This is a genomic window from Amycolatopsis stemonae (assembly GCF_054781455.1).
This window is the reverse complement of record NZ_BAAGUJ010000001.1, coordinates 1-17,300: the sequence shown is the minus strand read 5'-3', so window position 1 is coordinate 17,300 and position 17,300 is coordinate 1. Positions and strand designations below refer to the sequence as shown.

Annotated in this window: 23 protein-coding genes; 12 read left to right on the top strand and 11 right to left on the bottom strand. The window is 71.9% G+C overall.

Going from position 1 to position 17,300, the window contains the following annotated elements:
• Window positions 1-193 precede the first annotated feature (193 nt).
• The 5 genes from ACYVLJ_RS00115 to ACYVLJ_RS00095 all read left to right on the top strand — a co-directional run bounded on the left by ACYVLJ_RS00115 (window position 194) and on the right by ACYVLJ_RS00095 (window position 5,038).
• The gene (locus tag ACYVLJ_RS00115) at window positions 194-574 is read left to right on the top strand and encodes a hypothetical protein (RefSeq protein ID WP_460437350.1); all 381 of its coding nucleotides are present in this window, start codon (window positions 194-196) and stop codon (window positions 572-574) included.
• A gap of 583 nt (window positions 575-1,157) precedes the next feature.
• A complete protein-coding gene (locus tag ACYVLJ_RS00110) occupies window positions 1,158-3,668 on the top strand; it encodes a sensor histidine kinase (RefSeq protein WP_460437349.1) in 2,511 nt (836 codons plus the stop codon).
• Entirely contained in the window at window positions 3,668-4,087 is a 420-nt protein-coding gene (locus ACYVLJ_RS00105; protein WP_451967606.1) for a roadblock/LC7 domain-containing protein, read from the top strand. Before ACYVLJ_RS00110 ends, ACYVLJ_RS00105 begins: the two co-directional genes overlap by 1 nt.
• The gene (locus ACYVLJ_RS00100) at window positions 4,084-4,455 is read left to right on the top strand and encodes a DUF742 domain-containing protein (RefSeq protein ID WP_286002477.1); all 372 of its coding nucleotides are present in this window, start codon (window positions 4,084-4,086) and stop codon (window positions 4,453-4,455) included. Before ACYVLJ_RS00105 ends, ACYVLJ_RS00100 begins: the two co-directional genes overlap by 4 nt.
• Window positions 4,436-5,038: a GTP-binding protein gene (locus ACYVLJ_RS00095; protein ID WP_072476760.1), complete on the top strand. Its 603-nt coding sequence runs from the start codon at window positions 4,436-4,438 to the stop codon at window positions 5,036-5,038. The genes ACYVLJ_RS00100 and ACYVLJ_RS00095 overlap by 20 nt, the downstream gene beginning before the upstream one ends.
• 15 nt (window positions 5,039-5,053) lie before the next feature.
• Here ACYVLJ_RS00095 and ACYVLJ_RS00090 read toward each other — a convergent pair whose 3' ends face one another.
• Complete coding sequence (locus ACYVLJ_RS00090) at window positions 5,054-5,491, bottom strand: DoxX family protein (RefSeq protein WP_451967604.1); 438 nt, start codon at window positions 5,489-5,491, stop codon at window positions 5,054-5,056.
• A 114-nt stretch (window positions 5,492-5,605) separates the two neighbouring features.
• On the opposite strand from ACYVLJ_RS00090, the gene ACYVLJ_RS00085 reads away from it, so the two are divergent.
• Window positions 5,606-6,070, top strand: a complete 465-nt coding sequence (locus tag ACYVLJ_RS00085; protein WP_451967602.1) for an NUDIX domain-containing protein — start codon at window positions 5,606-5,608, stop codon at window positions 6,068-6,070.
• On the opposite strand, the gene ACYVLJ_RS00080 is transcribed toward ACYVLJ_RS00085, so the two are convergent.
• The gene (locus tag ACYVLJ_RS00080; protein WP_460437348.1) at window positions 6,056-6,703 is read right to left on the bottom strand and encodes an HAD family hydrolase; all 648 of its coding nucleotides are present in this window, start codon (window positions 6,701-6,703) and stop codon (window positions 6,056-6,058) included. The two genes, ACYVLJ_RS00085 and ACYVLJ_RS00080, sit on opposite strands and share 15 nt — an antisense overlap.
• Window positions 6,704-6,731: 28 nt before the next feature.
• Complete coding sequence (locus ACYVLJ_RS00075; RefSeq protein ID WP_460437347.1) at window positions 6,732-7,241, bottom strand: macro domain-containing protein; 510 nt, start codon at window positions 7,239-7,241, stop codon at window positions 6,732-6,734.
• A gap of 29 nt (window positions 7,242-7,270) precedes the next feature.
• On the opposite strand from ACYVLJ_RS00075, the gene ACYVLJ_RS00070 reads away from it, so the two are divergent.
• Entirely contained in the window at window positions 7,271-7,711 is a 441-nt protein-coding gene (locus ACYVLJ_RS00070; protein WP_460437346.1) for a hypothetical protein, read from the top strand.
• Here ACYVLJ_RS00070 and ACYVLJ_RS00065 read toward each other — a convergent pair.
• From ACYVLJ_RS00065 to ACYVLJ_RS00055, 3 genes are all read right to left on the bottom strand, one after another.
• The gene (locus tag ACYVLJ_RS00065) at window positions 7,708-8,496 is read right to left on the bottom strand and encodes an alpha/beta fold hydrolase (protein WP_460437345.1); all 789 of its coding nucleotides are present in this window, start codon (window positions 8,494-8,496) and stop codon (window positions 7,708-7,710) included. The two genes, ACYVLJ_RS00070 and ACYVLJ_RS00065, sit on opposite strands and share 4 nt — an antisense overlap.
• Complete coding sequence (locus tag ACYVLJ_RS00060; RefSeq protein ID WP_460437344.1) at window positions 8,493-9,137, bottom strand: DUF998 domain-containing protein; 645 nt, start codon at window positions 9,135-9,137, stop codon at window positions 8,493-8,495. The genes ACYVLJ_RS00065 and ACYVLJ_RS00060 overlap by 4 nt, the downstream gene beginning before the upstream one ends.
• A 93-nt stretch (window positions 9,138-9,230) precedes the next feature.
• Complete coding sequence (locus ACYVLJ_RS00055; protein ID WP_460437343.1) at window positions 9,231-10,352, bottom strand: metallophosphoesterase; 1,122 nt, start codon at window positions 10,350-10,352, stop codon at window positions 9,231-9,233.
• Window positions 10,353-10,426: 74 nt separating this feature from the next.
• On the opposite strand from ACYVLJ_RS00055, the gene ACYVLJ_RS00050 reads away from it, so the two are divergent.
• Together ACYVLJ_RS00050 and ACYVLJ_RS00045 are read left to right on the top strand one after the other, a co-directional pair.
• Complete coding sequence (locus ACYVLJ_RS00050) at window positions 10,427-10,699, top strand: DUF6412 domain-containing protein (RefSeq protein ID WP_451967591.1); 273 nt, start codon at window positions 10,427-10,429, stop codon at window positions 10,697-10,699.
• Between the two features lie 65 nt (window positions 10,700-10,764).
• Window positions 10,765-11,409 carry a YidC/Oxa1 family membrane protein insertase gene (locus ACYVLJ_RS00045; RefSeq protein WP_460437342.1) on the top strand — a complete coding sequence of 215 codons (645 nt, stop codon included), beginning with the start codon at window positions 10,765-10,767 and terminating at the stop codon, window positions 11,407-11,409.
• On the opposite strand, the gene ACYVLJ_RS00040 is transcribed toward ACYVLJ_RS00045, so the two are convergent.
• Entirely contained in the window at window positions 11,392-11,805 is a 414-nt protein-coding gene (locus ACYVLJ_RS00040; RefSeq protein ID WP_451967587.1) for a DnaJ family domain-containing protein, read from the bottom strand. The two genes, ACYVLJ_RS00045 and ACYVLJ_RS00040, sit on opposite strands and share 18 nt — an antisense overlap.
• Before the next feature lie 66 nt (window positions 11,806-11,871).
• Here ACYVLJ_RS00040 and ACYVLJ_RS00035 point away from each other — a divergent pair, with 66 nt between their 5' ends.
• Entirely contained in the window at window positions 11,872-12,654 is a 783-nt protein-coding gene (locus ACYVLJ_RS00035) for a TetR/AcrR family transcriptional regulator (protein ID WP_460437341.1), read from the top strand.
• A gap of 23 nt (window positions 12,655-12,677) precedes the next feature.
• Here ACYVLJ_RS00035 and ACYVLJ_RS00030 read toward each other — a convergent pair whose 3' ends face one another.
• The 3 genes from ACYVLJ_RS00030 to ACYVLJ_RS00020 all read right to left on the bottom strand — a co-directional run bounded on the left by ACYVLJ_RS00030 (window position 12,678) and on the right by ACYVLJ_RS00020 (window position 15,221).
• Complete coding sequence (locus tag ACYVLJ_RS00030) at window positions 12,678-12,935, bottom strand: hypothetical protein (protein WP_451967583.1); 258 nt, start codon at window positions 12,933-12,935, stop codon at window positions 12,678-12,680.
• Between the two features lie 5 nt (window positions 12,936-12,940).
• On the bottom strand, window positions 12,941-14,110 hold the full coding sequence (locus tag ACYVLJ_RS00025) for a lytic transglycosylase domain-containing protein (protein WP_460437340.1): 1,170 nt from the start codon (window positions 14,108-14,110) through the stop codon (window positions 12,941-12,943).
• 208 nt (window positions 14,111-14,318) lie between these two features.
• A complete protein-coding gene (locus tag ACYVLJ_RS00020; RefSeq protein WP_451967581.1) occupies window positions 14,319-15,221 on the bottom strand; it encodes a LysR family transcriptional regulator in 903 nt (300 codons plus the stop codon).
• Window positions 15,222-15,324: 103 nt separating this feature from the next.
• Here ACYVLJ_RS00020 and ACYVLJ_RS00015 point away from each other — a divergent pair, with 103 nt between their 5' ends.
• Both ACYVLJ_RS00015 and ACYVLJ_RS00010 read left to right on the top strand, forming a co-directional pair.
• Window positions 15,325-16,020 carry an SDR family oxidoreductase gene (locus ACYVLJ_RS00015; RefSeq protein WP_451967579.1) on the top strand — a complete coding sequence of 232 codons (696 nt, stop codon included), beginning with the start codon at window positions 15,325-15,327 and terminating at the stop codon, window positions 16,018-16,020.
• A gap of 99 nt (window positions 16,021-16,119) precedes the next feature.
• Window positions 16,120-16,704 carry a hypothetical protein gene (locus ACYVLJ_RS00010; protein ID WP_460437339.1) on the top strand — a complete coding sequence of 195 codons (585 nt, stop codon included), beginning with the start codon at window positions 16,120-16,122 and terminating at the stop codon, window positions 16,702-16,704.
• 2 nt (window positions 16,705-16,706) lie between these two features.
• Here the strand turns inward: ACYVLJ_RS00010 and ACYVLJ_RS00005 are convergent, their stop codons facing one another.
• A complete protein-coding gene (locus tag ACYVLJ_RS00005; RefSeq protein WP_460437338.1) occupies window positions 16,707-17,147 on the bottom strand; it encodes a GNAT family N-acetyltransferase in 441 nt (146 codons plus the stop codon).
• Between the last annotated feature and the right edge of the window lie 153 nt (window positions 17,148-17,300).

Sequence of the window (17,300 nt, the reverse complement as noted above, 5' to 3'; positions counted from 1 at the left end):
ACCGTCCACAGTGCACACGGGCGCGGGCGCGCGAACTCCGGTTCAATGGAAGTGAGCTGCTCGACAAGATCCAGGCCGAACTCGCGCCTCGCGACGAGGACAACCGGCTTGTCCCGCTGATCACCGCGGGCCGCGGGCCGCGCGCGGTGTTCGCCGTGCTCGCCGCGGAGGAGAAGCGGATCACGCTCAGCGATTGAACCTTATTCTGCTCAGGGCGGCGCAACGGACCGCGCGCGGTGACTTTGCGCCGGCGTACGTCGCGTGGCTCGCGCTGAACGGCGAATCGTCGGCGACCGCGGCCGGCATCTTCGCCAACTTCGCCGCCTTCGGCCGGTACTGCAGGGACGTTGCCGCGGGCATGCGGACGCACTACGGCTTCTCCGACGACGCGTGCGCGTCCTTCGACTTCTTCGCCGCGGACGTTCCGGAAATTGAAGAACAAGCGCTGGCCGCGATCCAGGCCGGGTTCGACGCGCACCGGCTCGACGAACGCGAAGCCCACCGGTACGCGCGGCTGTCCCAGAGCTACGAGCTCGAGTTCTGGAACGCCCTCGCCGCCGAGTTCCCGGGCTGACGCGCGCGGAACCGGTTTCGGCGCCACGGTGAGTGCCGGAACGGGTGCGTTCGCGGAATGGGTGGAATTCCGCTGACGTGCCCGGGGAATCCGTGGCGCCGATCGCGCGTCCCGGGTATTTCCGCTTTCCGGAACCCGTTCTCCCCGAACGGACCGGGGGTGCGCAGGCAGTCGCGCGAAGCCGTGACGTTTCTCACCGAACCATCCGGGCTCTCCGTACGTAGCGGCACCCGCTGTGCGGAGTGGGTGGATCGCACCACCGTCGAGCGTGCACCCATACCGGGCAACGGAAGTCGTCCTGGGACGAACGTCACGACTTTCGGTGGTGGACTTTCCAAGCGCAGGCAGCAAGTGTGGACGGGTCACCGTTCCAAGATCACGTTATCGCCACGGACTTGACGCGCCCTGAGCGGCTGCATACCGTCGTCGCGGGCGAAGCAGACCACGGTGATGATCCGGCTGGTCGGAATCCGGGTGTTGACCACCTCGGGCGACCCGAAAACATGTACTGCCGGAAGGAAAACGGACCCAGGTGAAGCAGATTTCTCTTCGACGCAACCGGGGATCCTCGATTCGGAAGCGCGTGCTCACGATCGCGCTCATCCCCAGTGTGGCCCTGCTCCTCGTCGGTGTGGCCCTCGCGGGCTACCTGATCTACGACGCGGTCACCGCGCGCGACTACACGACCAAGATCCGGAATTCGGAAGCCCCGGCGATCCCGTTCTTCGCCGCGCTGCAGCAGGAGCGCCAGGCGACGCTGAGCCTGCTCGCCGGCCAGGGCAACCAGCGCGCGGTGCTCGCGGCCGTCCGCCCGAAGGTGGACGCGACCGCCGCGAAGGAGATCGAGAACCTCAAGGACAACTTCGCCGACTACAACGAGACGCCGCCCAGCGTCCAGAAGAACATCGCCACGTTCTTCGGTCTCTTCCAGCAGCTGCCGCAGACCCGCCAGGCCGTCGACGGCGGCCAGATGCAGCTGCTGCAGGCCTTCGGCTACTACAACAAGATCATCGACCAGTTCACCGACGGCGTCGCGGGGCTGGCGCAGAACGCGCGCGGCGCGCAGAACGCGTTCGACCGGCTGACCGCCATCCCGCTGTTCACCGCGGCGGACGAGATGCAGCGCAGTGACGCGCTCGCCGCGGCCGGGCTGGCCGCGGGCGGCCTCGGCAACGACGAGTTCCGCGCCTACGTCGGCCAGGTCGGTGCCTACCACGCGCAGCTCGACGCGTCGGCGCCGAAGATGATCCCCGAGGTCAAGGCGAAGTACGACCAGCTGCTGGCCAGCCAGCCGTGGCAGACGGTGACCCAGGTCGAGACCGCGTTCCTGCGCGGCGACCTGTCGAAGCTGCCGGTGGCGCAGGACCAGTGGCGCACCGCCGCGCGTCAGGTCGGCGACGCGCTGATGGGCATCTTCGTGGCGCAGAGCTCCAACGCGAGCCAGGCCGCGATCGACGACGCCGATTCGACGTTCACCGAATCCCTGATCGCCGGTGTGGCCGCGGTCCTGTTCGCGGTCTTCGTGGTCTTCGTCGCCGTCCGGCTGTCGAACCGGCTCATCGGCCGGCTGCACCGGCTGCGCGAGGACACCCTCGACGCGGCCGAGGTCCGGCTGCCCGAGCTGGTCGCCCGGGTCCAGGCGGGCGAGCCCGTCGACCTCGAAGAGGGCGGGCACTTCCTCGACCACGGCACCGACGAGATCGGCCAGGTCGCCGACGCGTTCAACAAGGCGCAGCAGACCGCCATCGCGGCCGCCATCGACGAGGCGAAGACCAAGGAAGGCACCAAGACGGTCTTCCTCAACATCGCCCACCGCAGCCAGGTCATCGTGCACCGCCAGCTCAAGGTGCTCGACCAGGCCGAGCGCAAGCAGGAGGACCCGGAGCAGCTGGACACCCTGTTCCAGCTGGACCACCTCTCCACCCGCGCCCGCCGCAACGCCGAGAACCTGATCATCCTCGGTGGCGGGCAGCCGGGCCGGCAGTGGCGCAACCCGGTCGGGCTGGCCGAGCTGGTCCGCGGCGCGTCCGCCGAGACCGAGGACTTCGCGCGGGTCAAGACCGCGGCGCTGCCGCAGATCGCCGTCCGCGGCCCGGTCGTCGGCGACCTCGTGCACCTGCTCGCCGAGCTGATCGACAACGCGACGTCGTTCTCGCCGCCGCAGTCGCGGGTCGAGGTCCGCGGCAACGTGGTCGGCAAGGGCGTCGTGATCGAGGTCGAGGACCAGGGCCTCGGGCTCGAGCCGGACCAGACCGAAGAGATCAACGCGATGCTGGCGGACCCGCCGGACTTCGGGATCATGGCCCTGTCCGACGAACCGCGCCTCGGCCTGTTCGTGGTCGCGCGGCTGGCCGCCCGCCACGGCATCCAGGTGCACCTGCGCGAGTCGGCCTACGGCGGCACCCGGGCCATCGTCCTGGTGCGCACCGACCTGCTGGCCCCGCTCTCGGAGACCGAGCCGGAGCAGCCGATCACCCCGCCGAAGCCGGAGCTCGTCCCGAACCCGGTCGAGCCGGAGCCGGTGAACGACGAGGTCGCGCCGCTGCGGCGGCAGTCGCGCCGCCCGGCGCGCCACCGCACCGAGCCGCCGATGCCCGTGGCGCAGCCCGACGTGCCGCCGGCCCCGCCGGCGCCGGTTCCCGTGCGGCCGCCCGAGCCCGCGCAGCCGCCGTCGGTGCCGACGCCGGTGCCCGTGTGGTCGGTGTCCGAGCCGGACAGCCAGCCGACGCAGGCCCAGCCGGTCGCCCCGGTCCGCCCGCCGGCCCCGCCTACGCGGACCTCGCGGCCGGCGCGTCCGGCCGCGCAGCAGCCCGCGTGGCCGCCGTCGGAGCCGCGGCCCGCGGTGCCCGAAGGCCGGCCCTCGCAGCCGCGCCGCCCGGAGGCCCCGGGCCGCCCGCCGCTGCCGCAACGGCGACGCCAGCAGAACCTCGTTCCCCAGTTGCGGGAAGATAGGCCCGCGCAGGAGCGTGAAGAGGTCAGGCTGGACTCGCCGGAAGCCGCCCGCAGCCGGCTGTCCGCCTTCCAGCAGGGCACCCGCCGGGCCCGTGACGAAGAACCGGCTGAGAACGACGACAGGTACGGAGAGCGCGACTAATGGTCAACTCAGGCGTCAGTGAGCTCGACTGGCTGCTGGACGACCTCGTCAAGCGGGTCGCCGGGGCGGACCGCGCGGTGGTCCTGTCCTCGGACGGCCTGCTCATCGGGAGGTCGGGGAACCTGTCGGAGGAGGACGCCGAGCACCTTTCGGCGGTCGCTTCGGCGTTCCAGAGCCTGGCGCGCGGAACCGGACGGCACTTCGGCGGCGGCAACGTCCGCCAGACGATGGTCGAGATGGACCACGCGTTCCTGTTCGTGACGGCGGCCGGGCGGGGCGCGTGCCTCGCCCTCCTCGCCCGCGAAGACGCGGACATGGGCCTGGTCGCCTACGAAATGAACCTGATGGTGAAGCGGGTCGGTCAGGTGCTCACCTCCGCTCCGCGGACCGGTGCCGGCGTCCAGCCCACGTCGCCATGACCGGACGGCACGAAGCCTGGTTCGACGACGAGGCCGGCCCGCTCGTCCGGTCCTACGCGGTCACGGGCGGCCGCACGCGGTCGGACACCCTCGGCCTCGACCTCATCACGCTCGTCGTCGCGCTGCGCACGGCGCACGAGGCGGGCATGCTCGAACCGGAGTACGCCCGTATCATCGCGCTGTGCCAGCGGCCGGTCTCGGTGGCCGAGGTGGCTGCCCGGGTCGACCTGCCGCTGCCCGTCGTGAAGGTGATGCTCAGCGACCTCATCGAGCAGAACCTGGTGCTGTTCCGTACCGCGGCACCGGTCCAGGAAACCCCCAACCGACACGTATTGCAGGCGGTCCTTGATGGCATCCGGAAACTCTGACCCCCGGCGGAACCTGACCGCGACCGCGGTCAAGGTACTCATCGCCGGCGGGTTCGGGGTCGGCAAGACCACGATGGTCGGCTCGGTGAGCGAAGTGCCGCCCCTGCGGACCGAAGAGGTCATCACGACCGCGTCCGAGGGTGTCGACGACCTGTCCGGCGTCGAGCAGAAGACGACCACGACGGTCGCGCTCGACTTCGGCCGCATCACGATCAACCCCGACCTGATCCTCTACCTGTTCGGCACGCCGGGGCAGGACCGGTTCTGGTTCATGTGGGACGAGCTGGCCGAGGGCGCGCTGGGCGCCGTCGTGCTGGCGGACACGCGGCGCCTGGAGTCCTGCTTCGCCGCGGTCGACTTCTTCGAGCGCCGCAACCTGCCGTTCGTCGTCGGCGTGAACTGCTTCGACGGCGCGTACCGCTACGGCACCGAGGAGGTCCGGCAGGCGCTCGACGTCGGCATGGACGTCCCGCTGCTGCTGTGCGACGCCCGCGAGCGCGAGTCGACGAAGCAGGTGCTGACCAGCCTGATGGAACACGTGATGGCGCGGTCCGACCTGGCCGCCGCCCAGGGCGGCTACTGATCGGACCGCGCTCGCTCAGCGGCGTCGCTTGATCAGGGCGTCGACGGCGAAGCGGCCCGGGCCGATCGCGGCGAACAGCAGGAAGATCCACGAGTAGACCGCCGCGGGCTCGCCCATGTTCTGCAGCGGCAGCAGGCCCATCGGGGCGTGCACGGTGAAGTAGGCGTACGCCATCACACCGGACAGCACGATCGCGGCGGGCCGGCTGGCGAGCCCGACCAGCAGCAATGCGGCGCCGACGAGCTCGATGACACTGCCCCACCAGCCCGGGAACGAGCCGAACGGGACGCCGCCGCCCTGGCCGTCGACACCCCCGAAGAAGCCGAATCCCTGCAGGCCGTGGAAGCCGAACAGGAACGAGATCACGATCCTGCTCGCGCCGACGACGATTCCGGTGACCGGCGCGGTCTTGGCCGTGGTGGTCTGGGCTTCGCGGGCGATGGTGGTGGTCATGGCGGGTTCCTTCCCCTGGGTTCTTCCTTGCCTTCTGCCTACGCGTCGAGTGGGTTCGCCCCGGATCGACAACCCCGCGGAAGTTTTTCCGGCGGGTTTCGGCAGACTGGGGTGATGGCGGGCAAACGCAGTGCCGGGCTCCTGCTCCACCGCGGGCGGGGCGAGGACGTCGAAGTGCTGCTCGGGCACATGGGCGGGCCGTTCTGGGCGAAGAAGGACGCGGCGGCGTGGTCGCTGCCGAAGGGCGAGCTGGAGCCGGACGAAGAGCCGGAGGCGGCCGCGCGGCGCGAGTTCGAAGAGGAGCTGGGCCTGCCCGCGCCGTCGGGTGAGTACGTTCCGCTCGGCGAGGTGAAGCAGTCGGGCAAGACCGTCACGGCGTGGGCGGTCGAGGCCGACCTGGACCCGGCGTCGGTGGTCCCGGGGACGTTCACCATGGAGTGGCCGCCGCGGTCGGGCAAGCAGCAGGAGTTCCCGGAGATGGACCGCGTCGAGTGGTTCTCGCTGGAGGTCGCGCGCGAGAAGCTGGTCAAGGGCCAGCTGGTGTTCCTGGACCGGCTGCTCGCGTCAGTGGCTCAGTAGGGCTTCGAGGGGCTTCGCGGTGAACGACGGCAGCACGACGTCGGCGTGGGCGAAGTCGAGGCTTTCGGTGATGGCGTTCGGCACGGCGACGCAGGTCAGCCCGGCGGCCTTCGCGGCGGTGACGCCGTGGGGCGTGTCCTCGAAGGCGATGGTTTCCTCCGCGGTGGTTTCGAGCGCGGCCAGGGCGGCGAGGTAGAGGTCCGGGTCGGGCTTGGCCTTGTGGCGGTCCCCGGTGAGGACGGCGTCGAAGCAGTCCGCGATGCCGAGCCGTTCGAGGTGCGGGTTCACCCAGGCCCCGGACGAGCTGGAGGCGACGGCGAGTTTGAGGCCGTGGTCCTTCGCCGTCCGCAGATAGGTTTCGACGCCTTCGCGCGGGCCGAGCTCACGCAGGAGTTCGTGGACGCGGGCCTTCGACCTCGGCCGCAGTGCCTCGGGGTCGATGCCGGGGACGTGCTCGGCGAGCAGGGCGAACATCGCGGGCGTGGTGTGCTGCGTGCCGATGACGGCGTACCAGGCCGCCATCGGCAGGTCGACGCCGTGCTCGCGGAAGACCTCCTGCCACGTCTGCAGGACGGCGGACTCGGTGTCGGCGAGGGTGCCGTCGAAGTCGAAGACCAGGGCGCGGGTGGGCACGCCTGCACCCTGCCCCGCCGGTGATCGTTCAGGCAAGGGAGTTGTGAAACGCGTCCATCGCGGCTTGCCCCCGCAGGGCGAAGATCACTTCCTCGACCCCGCCGGCATCGGCGTCCCGCACGGCGGCGACCGCGATCCCGGCGGCCGACTCGAGCGGCCACCGGTAGATCCCGGTGGAGATGGCGGGGAAGGCGACGGTCCTGGCCCCCAGCTCGTCGGCGACCTTCAGGGCGTTGCGGTGGCAGTCGGCGAGCAGCCCGGACCGGTCTTCCGTCTTCGACCAGACCGGGCCGACGGTGTGCACGACCCACCGGGCGGGCAGGTTCCCGGCGGTGGTGGCGACGGCCTGCCCGGTCTTGAGCCCCTTGCCGTAGTGCCCGGCCCGCAGCTTCCGGCACTCGGCGAGGATCTCGGGCCCGCCCTTGCGGTGGATGGCTCCATCGACCCCGCCCCCGCCGAGCAGCGAGGAGTTGGCGGCATTGACGACGACGTCGACCTCGAGGGTGGTGATGTCGGCGTCGAGGATCCGGATGCGCATGAGGTGATTCTCGCGGACACAATGACCGGGTGCTGAACGCGATCGCCGAGCTGGCCGGCGAGGAGTTCCTGATCGAGCCGGCGGACCACCTGGCCGAGTCGAGGCAGAACACCTGGCACCTCGGGGCTTCACCCGAGCAACGGGCGAGGCTGGCTGCCGACGCGGTGGTCGCCGCGTTCGAAGCGGTGGCGCGTTCGCTCGACGTCCGGCTGCGTCCTGGCGGGCCCGTGACGTTCTACGTCTGGCACGACCAGCAGGTCGGCGCCCTCAAGGCCTCGCTCACGTCGCTCGGGCCCGGCGAGTTGTTGTTCGGGGCCGAGTACGAGCCGGTCGGCGAGCTGGCGCCGATCGTCGAGGAGTTCCTCGCTGACAGGAACCCCGGCTTCGTGCCGTGGACCGACCTCGAGCCGGGGGCCGTCGAAGAGGTCTCGCCGCCGCCGTTTCCCGTCTGGGTGCGGGTCGTCGCCTAACCGAGGAAGAACTCGGTCAGCACCGGGGCCAGCGCTGCCGCCTTCACGATGTGCGTCTGGCCCGGCAGCGTCCTGTACTCCGCCGACGGCAGGACCTTCGCCAGCGATGAGACGCCGTTGCGCATCCAGGCCGGGCTTCGGGCGCCGTCCGCTGCCAGGGTCGGGACTTCCGGCCAGCCCGACGGCGGCAGCGGCTTGCCCGACTGGTGGTCGCCCATCAGGGCCGTGTCGTACGGGATCGTGTGGGCCACTCGCTTCAGCTTCGACCAGAACGGCATGATCCGCATCAGCGCCACCGTCACGCCGCTCAGGCCGACGCCCTCGGTCATGAACATCTTGACCGCCTCGCCGCGGTTGCCCGCCTGCAGCGCCGAAGCGAGCCGCGTCGGGTAGTCCGGTGGGACGCGGGGGCGGCTCGTGTCCACGACGAACGGTGGTTCGTACACCGCCAGCTTCGGCACCGGGAGCGTCTTGGCCGCTTCGAGCGCCAGCGCTGCGCCCGACGAGATGCCGAACAGGAACGCCTCGCCGCCCGCTTCCTTGATGAGCGCGGCGACGTCTTCGACCTCGCGCTCGACCGAATACGGCCCGGTGTCGGTGCTCTCGCCGCGGCCGCGGCGGTCGAAGGTGTACACCGTGAAGCGCGCGGCCAGCTCCTTCGCCAGCGCGTCGTTGGGGGACGAGCCGCGGTAGCACATCGCGCCGTCGACGAGGACGAGCGCGGGGCCGGACCCGGCGCGGGTGTAGCCGATGCGGGTGCCGTCGGCGGAAACCGTCGTGCTCATCGGGATTCTCCTCGCGGGAGCAGGTGGGCGGACGTCGTGGCGAGCCAGGTCCAGGCGATCGCCACCGCCACCCAGAAACCGAGTGTGACGGCCGGGCTCGCCGATCCGGACGCTACGCCCGCGAAGCCCGCCAGGAACAGCAACCCGCTGATCCGCGAGTACCGGGCACGCGCCGGCGTGAGGTGCGAGCCGATCGCGAAGCAGGCCGTGACCAGGGCGAGGAAGCCGGCGCCGCCGGCGACGAAGTGCAGGGTGCCGTGCCAGCTGACCGGCGACGGCGGCCCGGCGGGCGTGCCGAGCGGGAAGCCGTCCTGCGGGTCGGCGCGGAACAGGCCCGCGCACACCAGGCTCACGCCGTAGACCGTCAGGAGTCTCGGCCCCCAGCGCCCGGGCAGGGCACGCCGGATCCCGGCCGCGGCGGCGATCGTCAGCAGGCCCGTGACGACGAAGTTCGCGATCTGGACGAAGCCGGGCGACCCGTTGGCCAGGACGCTGGCCGGGTGCCGGGTGAAGTCGAACCCGGCGCGCGTCAGGCCCTGGACGACGCCGGTGACGACGAAGACGGGCCCGGCGAGGATGCCGCAGGTCAGCAGTGTGCGGGTGGCCGGGACGGTCCGCGGGGGAAGCGCTGTGGTGGTCATGCCGACCACCTTGACATCCGACTACTCAAACTGTCAAGACAAAAAAATTTGTCGGTTGGGCAGTAGCCATGAAGGCCACTCCATGACGTCGGGTCAGGCCCGGCGCAGAGTCAGGAGCGTGATCTCGCTGGGCGCGAAGATGCGGAACGGCGGCCCCCAGAACCCCGTGCCCCGGCTGTTGTACAGCTGGGTCGGGCCGTGCCGCGTCAAGCCGGACAGCGTCGGCTGGTCGAGCCGCACCAGCAGGTGGAACGGCCAGATCTGGCCGCCGTGCGTGTGCCCGGAGATCTGCAGGTCGACGCCCGCCTCGCGCGCTTCGCGGACCTGCTTCGGCTGGTGCGCCAGCAGCACCACCGGGACGTCCGAGGGGACGCCGTCGAGCGCCGCGGCCAGGTCGGGGCCGTGGCCGGGCAGGCCGGACGACGCGCCCGTCGGGTCGTCGATGCCCGCGAACAGGATCCGGTCGCCGCCGCGCTCCAGGAGCGTCGAGCGGTTGTGCAGGGTGTCCCAGCCGAGGCCGGCCATGTGGTCGAGCCAGGCCTGGGCTTCGCCGAAGTACTCGTGGTTGCCGGTGATGTAGAACCGGCCGAGCGCCGCCTGGACGCCGCCGAGCGGGTCGACCTGCTTGCGGCGCTTGGCCACCGCGCCGTCGGCGAGGTCGCCGGCGTGGCAGACGACGTCGGCTTCGAGGGCGTTCACCGCCGCGACGACCTGCTCCGACCACTTCGTCCGGTCGATCGGCCCGAAGTGGGTGTCGGTCAGGATCGCGACGCGCAGGCCGTCGAGGCCCGGGCCGAGCCGCGGGATGACGACGTCGGTCGCCTTCACCGGCGGCACGCGCATGGCGACGCGGTTGCCGTGGACGAGCAGGCCGGCCGCGACGAGCACGGTCGCGCCCGCCACCACCCGGGACCGCGCCGGGTCGTCGACGCCCAGCAGCGCGACGCGCAGCACCAGGCTGAGGATGGACCAGGTGAACAGCACCCAGATCACGGCGAGCAGCGAGTCGCCGAGCCGCGCGGCGCCGTCGCGCTGCCGCTTGCCGTGGCCGCGGACCATGGCGACCGGCATGGCGACCAGGCCCGACGCCAGGATCGCCGTGCCGGCGATCGTGCCCGCGGTGCCCCAGTCCGGCGCGAGGACGAGCGTCCACCAGGGCACGCCGAAGAGCAGGAGCATCGCCAGGATCGGCACGACGACGAGTTGGCCTCTCATCGAACCAGGTTACAGCCCATCGGGCTGTTAGCACTTTCCGCTACCCTGGAGCGCGAGGAAGGGGGACGACTGCCGTGACCACGTTGCTCGAGCTGGCGTTCCCCGCCTTGACCGGCCCGACGGCCCTGGTCGCCTTCGCCTCCCTCGCCGCCGCGAGCCTCCTGGTCGTGCTGCTGGTCGGCAGCACCCAGCGCAGCGAGCTCGCCCTGTGGTCGGCGCCGGTGCGCAGCCGCGTCACGGCGCTGCGCCGCCGGGCCCGGCGCGCCGAGGCGATCCGCCTCCGCGATCCCGGAGCCCCGGGGCGCAGCAGGCCCCGAGCACCCGGTTCCCGCAGCACGGCTGCGTAGGAACCAACTTCGACGCAGCCATTCCGCTCACCCCCCGTACCTTCCACTCAAGCGGAGTGCTGCCCATGTTCGGCTTTCTCGACGTGCCCGTAGAGGGCGCGTACCACCTGATCCACGCGCTCACCGGCCCGCTTTCGACCGCGCTGGCCATCGTCCTGTTCACCCTCGGCGTTCGCCTGCTGCTGCACCCGCTCGCCCGGTCGGCGGCCCGCGGCGAGCGGGCCCGGGCCGCCCTGATGCCGGAAATCAAGGCGCTGCAGGCCAAGCACGGCCGCGACCGGGACCGCCTGGCCGTGGAGATGACGAAGCTGCAGCAGGAGTCCGGGAACTCGCTGTTCGCCGGCTGCCTGCCGCTGCTGCTGCAGCTGCCGTTCTTCATGGTGATGTACCGGCTCTTCACCACGGCCACCATCGGCGGCGAGCCCAATTCGCTGCTCGGCGCGACCTTCCTGGGGACGCCGCTGGGCGCGCACGGCCTGGCCGGCAGCCCGCTCGTGTTCGTCATCGCGGCCGGGCTCGCCGTCGTCGCGTGGTTCACGGTCCGCCGGCAGGCCCGCGACGCCGAAGTCCCGGGTGGCAGGTGGCTGCGGTTCCTGCCCTACGGCACGGTGCTCGCGACGCTGGTCGTGCCGCAGGCGGCCGGGATCTACCTGCTCACGACGACGGCGTGGACGGCGGCCGAACGCGCGTTGCTACGACGTGGTTCGTGAGCGCCGCCAGTCCTCGACCGCTTCTTCGACGTCGACCAGCGCCACCGTGAGCGGCGGCCCGGTGTGGTGGTTGAGGTAGGCCTGCCGGATCCGCGTGTTGAGATCCTCGACGACGTCCCGCACCTGCCGCTCGGTCCGCTCCCCGGCGAGCCGGGCCGGCAGGTCCTGGACTTCGCGTTTGAGCGCGAGCGCGGGTGGCAGCAACGCCTTCGTGTCGTGGCCGCCGGCGCGGACCTGACGCAGCACCCAGTCGGTCGCCGCGTCGTTGCCGGTCGGCTTCGGCAGCGGCTTCCCGGTACCGGGCAGGTCGTCGAACTCGCCGCGGTCGCGGGCCTCGTCGATCTGCCGGTCGACCCACCAGCGGAAGGAGACCTTGGGCGGTTTGCGTCCGGTCATGTCTCCAGAATGCCAGGTGGGACGGCCGGCCCGGGTAGGATCCGGGTGGGGGAGCGAGGGGAGCGCATGACCGCCGAACGCACTGGCGCCGATGATGTCGACCGGACGCTCGCGCTGCTCTGGCGCGCCCGCGGCGGGGCCGCCGAGCCGGCCAGGGGCCGTCGCCCGACGCTGACGATCGAGCGGATCGTCGCCGCGGCGATCGCGGTCGCGGACGCCGACGGCCTGGCCGCCGCGTCGATGCACCGCGTGGCCAAGGAGCTCGGCGCCGGCACGATGACGCTGTACACGTACGTCCCCGGCAAGGCCGAGCTGGTGGACCTGATGGTCGACGACGTGCTCGTCGAGCGGCGGCTGCCCGGCCCTGGCGAGCCGCGCCCGGACGACTGGCGCGCGCAGGTGGCCCTGTATGCCGAGCGAACCCGCGAGGCGTACCGGAACCACCCGTGGCTGTGCGAGGTTTCGCGCGTCCGGCCGCCGCTCGGGCCCGGTCAGCTGGCCGGGCAGGAGTACCTGTTGTCCATAATGGACGGTCTGGGGCTGGCGCCGCCGCAGGCCGTCGCGGCGGCCAACGGGATCGGCACGTACGTCGACGCGAACGCCGCGCTCGGCGCGGAGAACACCCGCCTCGAGCGCAGCACCGGGCAGTCGACGGAAGCCTGGTGGCACCAGCGCTCTTCGTTCTGGGAGAACTACTTCGTGGTCGACGCGCACCCGGCGATGAACCGGATCTGGCTCGGCGGCGGCTTCGACGAGAGCGCGAAGGCCCAGGGCGAGACGGCCTACGAGTTCGGCCTCAACCGCATGCTCGACGGCATCCAGGCCCTCGTGAGCGGCAATTCGGGTTAGCACCCGGATCGCCGCTCACGACGTCAGCGCCGGGTGCGCCAGCGGGAGCGCCGGCGTTCTTGGCGGGGTACCGCGGGTTCGGCGGGGACGTCGCCGCGCAGGGCGTCCCGGCACAGGGGGTCGAACCGGCCGGGGGCCTCGATCATCGGGGCCGCGAGCACGATGTGCCCGCAGACGGCGAGGAACCGGCCGTCGCGCCGCCCCGCCGCGAACTCGTCTTCGGTGACGGCGTGGGTGTAGCCGTCGGTGTCGCAGCGGATGTGCACCAGGAACGGCTCCACCGGGCTCACCCCGTCGCGCTGGTGCTGGTGGTGGTGGTCGAGCTGGTCTCGGTGGGCGTGTTCGCCGAGCCGGCCGGGGTGGTGCTCGAGGTCGTGGCCGGCGGCGCGGTCGTCGTCGTGGTCGACGGCGGCGGCGTGGTGGTGGAGGACGGCGGCGGCGTCGTCGGGTCGGTGGTCGGCGTGCCCGGCGTGGTCGACGGGGTGCTCGACGACGGCGTGGTGGTGGTCGGCGAGGTCGACGTGCCCGGCAGCGAGCCCGGCGGCTGGGCGGTCACCGGGGGTGCCGGCGGCGCGGGGACGCCGCCCGGGGCACCGGCGGCGGCCGCGTCCGGGGCGTTCGGCGTGCCGATGGGCACGTCGCTGTCCGGCAGCTTCGCCACGCCGCCGCGGTAGGCCGCGGCCCACGCCATCACCGTGTCCACATAGGACTGGGAGTTGTTGTAGCGGCGCACGGCCAGGCGCTGGCCCGCGTCCGTCGAGAGGTCCAGCCCGCCCGAGCACAGGTAGCGCGCGGTGGCCAGGGTCTCGTCGTAGATGTTGTTCGGGTTCGAGACGCCGTCGCCGTTGCCGTCGGAGGCGTAACCCTTCCACGTCGACGGGATGAACTGCGTCGGGCCGACCGCGCGGTCCCACACCGCGTCGCCGTCGTACTTGCCGCCGTCGGTGTCCGGGATCGCGGCGAACGCGCCGGCGCCGTTGAGCACCGGGCCGAGGATCGGCTCCAGGGTGTCGCCGTTGGCGTTGACGTACCCGCCGCGGGCGTGGTTCGACTCGATCCGGCCGATGCTCGCGATCAGCGCCCAGTCGAGGTGGCAGTTCGGCTGCTCCTTCGCCAGGATGTCGGCCGCGTTCCGGTACGCCTTGAGCATGCTGGCCGGGATGCCGAGCGGGCCGGAGATGCCCGCCGAGCCGGCGCGCCCGCCGGGCACGACCAGCGGGGTCGGCAGCGGCGGCTGGGGCAGGCTGCCGTCGACGGCGACCGGCGGCATCACGATGTCCGGCTGCCGCAGCGGCGCGGCCTGGTCGGGGAGCGTGTCACCGGCGCCGGCGATGACGACCTGCGCGGGCACACCGGCGGTCAGCGCGGGCAGCACGACGAGCGCGCCGCCGGCGAGCGCGGCCGCGGTCCGCCGGACCGAACGCGTGCTCTTGCGACGTGGCCGGTGCTTCGGCATGGTCGTCCCCGCTTCCCTCGATCTCGCGCTGATCGCCTCACCCGATCGGCCTGCACCCACCGGTACTGACCGGTACGAGCAAACTATCCGATGGAACGGAAGTTTGGCGAACACGACAGCAAAATCCGGGCGTGCGCGAGAAGTTCGTCCTGATGGCACAAAACCTTCGTCGGGAATCTGTCAGATTCACCAGGACTTAACGGCACGCTCAGGAGAGTTTGTCCAGTAGCGATGGCGGGACAGTGATCCCCCGCTGCCGAACGTCCGAGGAAAACCGCCGGACGAGCGAATCCGACGGCGTCGCGGTGAACGTGACGACGTCGCGGTGCAGTGCGGGCTTCAGCCGCCGCAGCGCCCCGGCGAACGTGCGGGTCAGCGCCGTCGTCGGCACGAGCGCCACGCCCAGTCCGGCGGCCGCGAGCTGCGCCGCCGTCGCGGCCTGTTTCGTCCGCATCACCGCCGTCAGCACGGTTCCGTGCCGTGCGACCTCCGCGTCGAGCCAGCCGCCGAGGCCGTTGTCCGGGTGGTAGTGCACCACCGGAACGTCGGCCAGCTCGGTGACGGGTACCGCCGTCCGGGTGGCGAGCGGGTGATCGGCGGTGAGGGCCACGACGATCTCTTCGCGCCCGACCAGCTCGGCCGGCCCGCTCCACCGGCTCGGCCGTGGCCCGGCGGCGACGTCCGCTTCGCCCGTTTCCAAGGCCGCTACCAGCGCATCCGCGCTCGTCGTCTCGGTCAGCGTGATCAGCACGCCGGGCCGATGCCGGTGCCAGGCCCGCAGCACCGGGGCGAGCAGCCCGGCGGTCATGCTCTCCGCGCAGGCGATCCGCAGCGTGCCTTCGCCGCCGGCGGCAACCGCGCGCCCGGCCCGGACCACGCGGTCGGCGGCGGCCAGCGCCGCCCGCGCGTCCGCGACCACGGCCCGGCCGGTGGCGGTCGGGCGGACCCCGCGGGGCAGTCGCTCGAGCACCGGGGTGCCCAGTTCCCGCTCCAGCGCGCCGATCTGGTGGGACAACGCGGGCTGCGACAGGTGCAGCCGCGCGGCCGCCTCGGTGATCGACCCCGCGTCCAGCACCGCGACCAGGCACTCGAGCGCGCGCAGCGTAGGCATTCGCCGATTCTATCGCAGCCATTGAAAACATTCGGATCGCGCCGGGACTGTTCCGGCGTCGCGCGGCGCTGAACCCGGTGTGCGAGACGAAAGGAGCACGGAAATGTCGTTCGAGGGAAAGCGGCTGGTGGTCGTCGGCGGCGGTTCGGGGATCGCGCGCCGGATCGCGGCGGACGCGCACGCGGCGGGGGCCGAAGTCATCTTGGCCGGGCGGAATCCGGCGGGGATCGACGTTCCCGGTATTCGCACCGCATTCGCGGATCTGGGGGACGAATCGTCGCTGAAAGCGCTTGCCGGTGCAGTCGGCGAACTCGACTACCTGGTGACGCTCGGGTCCGCGCCGGCGAACGGGCCATTGGCGGCGCTGGACCGCGACGCGGTCACGAAGGCCTTCGACGCGAAGGTGATCGGGCCCTTGGTGCTGGCCCGGGAATTCGCGCCGCGGTTCCGCGACGGCGGCGCTGTCGCGTTGTTCTCCGGCGTCGCCGCGTGGCGGCCGGCGCCCGGGCGCACGGTGATGGCGACGGCGAACGGCGCGGTCGCGTTCCTCGCGGAAGCGCTCGCGGTCGAGCTCGCCCCGGTCCGCGTCACCGCGATTTCGCCCGGCATCGTCGACTCCGGCGCGTGGGACCACCTCGGCGACGCGAAGGACGAGCTCTTCCAGCGGACCGCGGCGGCGAACCCGGCCCGCCGGGTGGGCACGACCGCGGACGTCGCGGCGGCCACCCTCCAGGCACTGGCGAACCCGTTCGTCACCGGCACCGTGCTGCACGTGGACGGCGGCGGCCGGCTGGCCTGAAACGGTCGGTGACCGAGCCTTTACACCGGCGTGGACCATTCCTATGATCGGCCGACCGGACGCACTGCCGCGTCCGGTCGGCCCAGGGTGGAGGGTTTGATGGCACGGAGGGCTTCGCGCGGCGAGCAGGTGACCGTCGCCGAGCTGCTGGTCCGGTCCGCCGCGGCGCACGACCGCCGCGGTACGGTCGGCACGGGGGCGCGGCACCGGGAGAGACCGCAGGTCGTGCGGTCCCTGGCCCGGCTGCGGGTGCTTTCCGTCGTCGCCGGTGCGCTGGCCCTGACGGGCGGAGTCGCGACGGCGGTTTCGATGCCGGTCGAGCGGAGCGCGGGCCCGGTCTGGCCCCCGGCCGGCCTGGAACCGCCGGTGTCGCTGCCTTCCCCGGCTGCGGTCGTGGCGCCAGCCGTGTCTCCGGAATCCGTGATGACGCCCGGTGCGGCGGGCGGAATTACTCCGGCGAGCGCTGATCGAGAATCGGATTCCGCAAGCACGCCGGCTCATCGCGGAAAGCTCGCGAAAGCGGTCAAGATCGTCGGGAAAGGCACTGGGAAAGCGAAACCGCCGAAACAGGCGGCACCGGTGCGGCACGCGATCCCGGACGTCCCGGTCTGGTCGCGCGGCCGTCCCGGCGGCGACCCGGGTGGCCACCACCACTGCGGCGGTGGCGGCCGTCACCGCCGATGACGTCAGGGTTCGAGCGGGATCTGGTACTGCATGAAGCCCTTGTCGAGCGCGACCTGGTCGTAGAGCCGGCGCGCGGTGGTGTTCGAGGTCTGGGTGTGCCAGTAGACGCGGACGCAGCCCTGCGCCCGAGCCCAGCCGGCGACGGCTTCGATCAATGCCCGCCCGACGCCGCGCCCGCGGGCTTTGCCGTCGGTGAAGAGGTCCTGCAGGTAGCAGACGTCGGCGGAGGTCGTGCTGACGTGCGTGAAGAAGTGCACGATGCCGACGAGGTCGCCGTCGAGCCGGGCCCCGAGCGCGTGCATCCGCTCGCCGCGGGCGAATTCCCGCCACGCGCGGTCCACCAAGTCCGGCGCGAGCGTCCGGCCGTAGAACGTGTTGTAGCCGGCGAAAAGGTTTTCCCAGGCCGCGCGGTCGTCCGCGGCGAGGCCCCCGATGGCGATCATGCGTTGCTCCTATGTCAAGCCGCTGCGGGGAGCGTGGTTGGTTGCTGGGTGGTGTCGTGGTGGAGGGTGTTGTAGACGGTGCGGGCGAGGCGTCGTTTGAGGGCGCGGAGTGCTTCCATGGTGGTGTCTCCGGTGGTTCGGCGTCGGTGGATG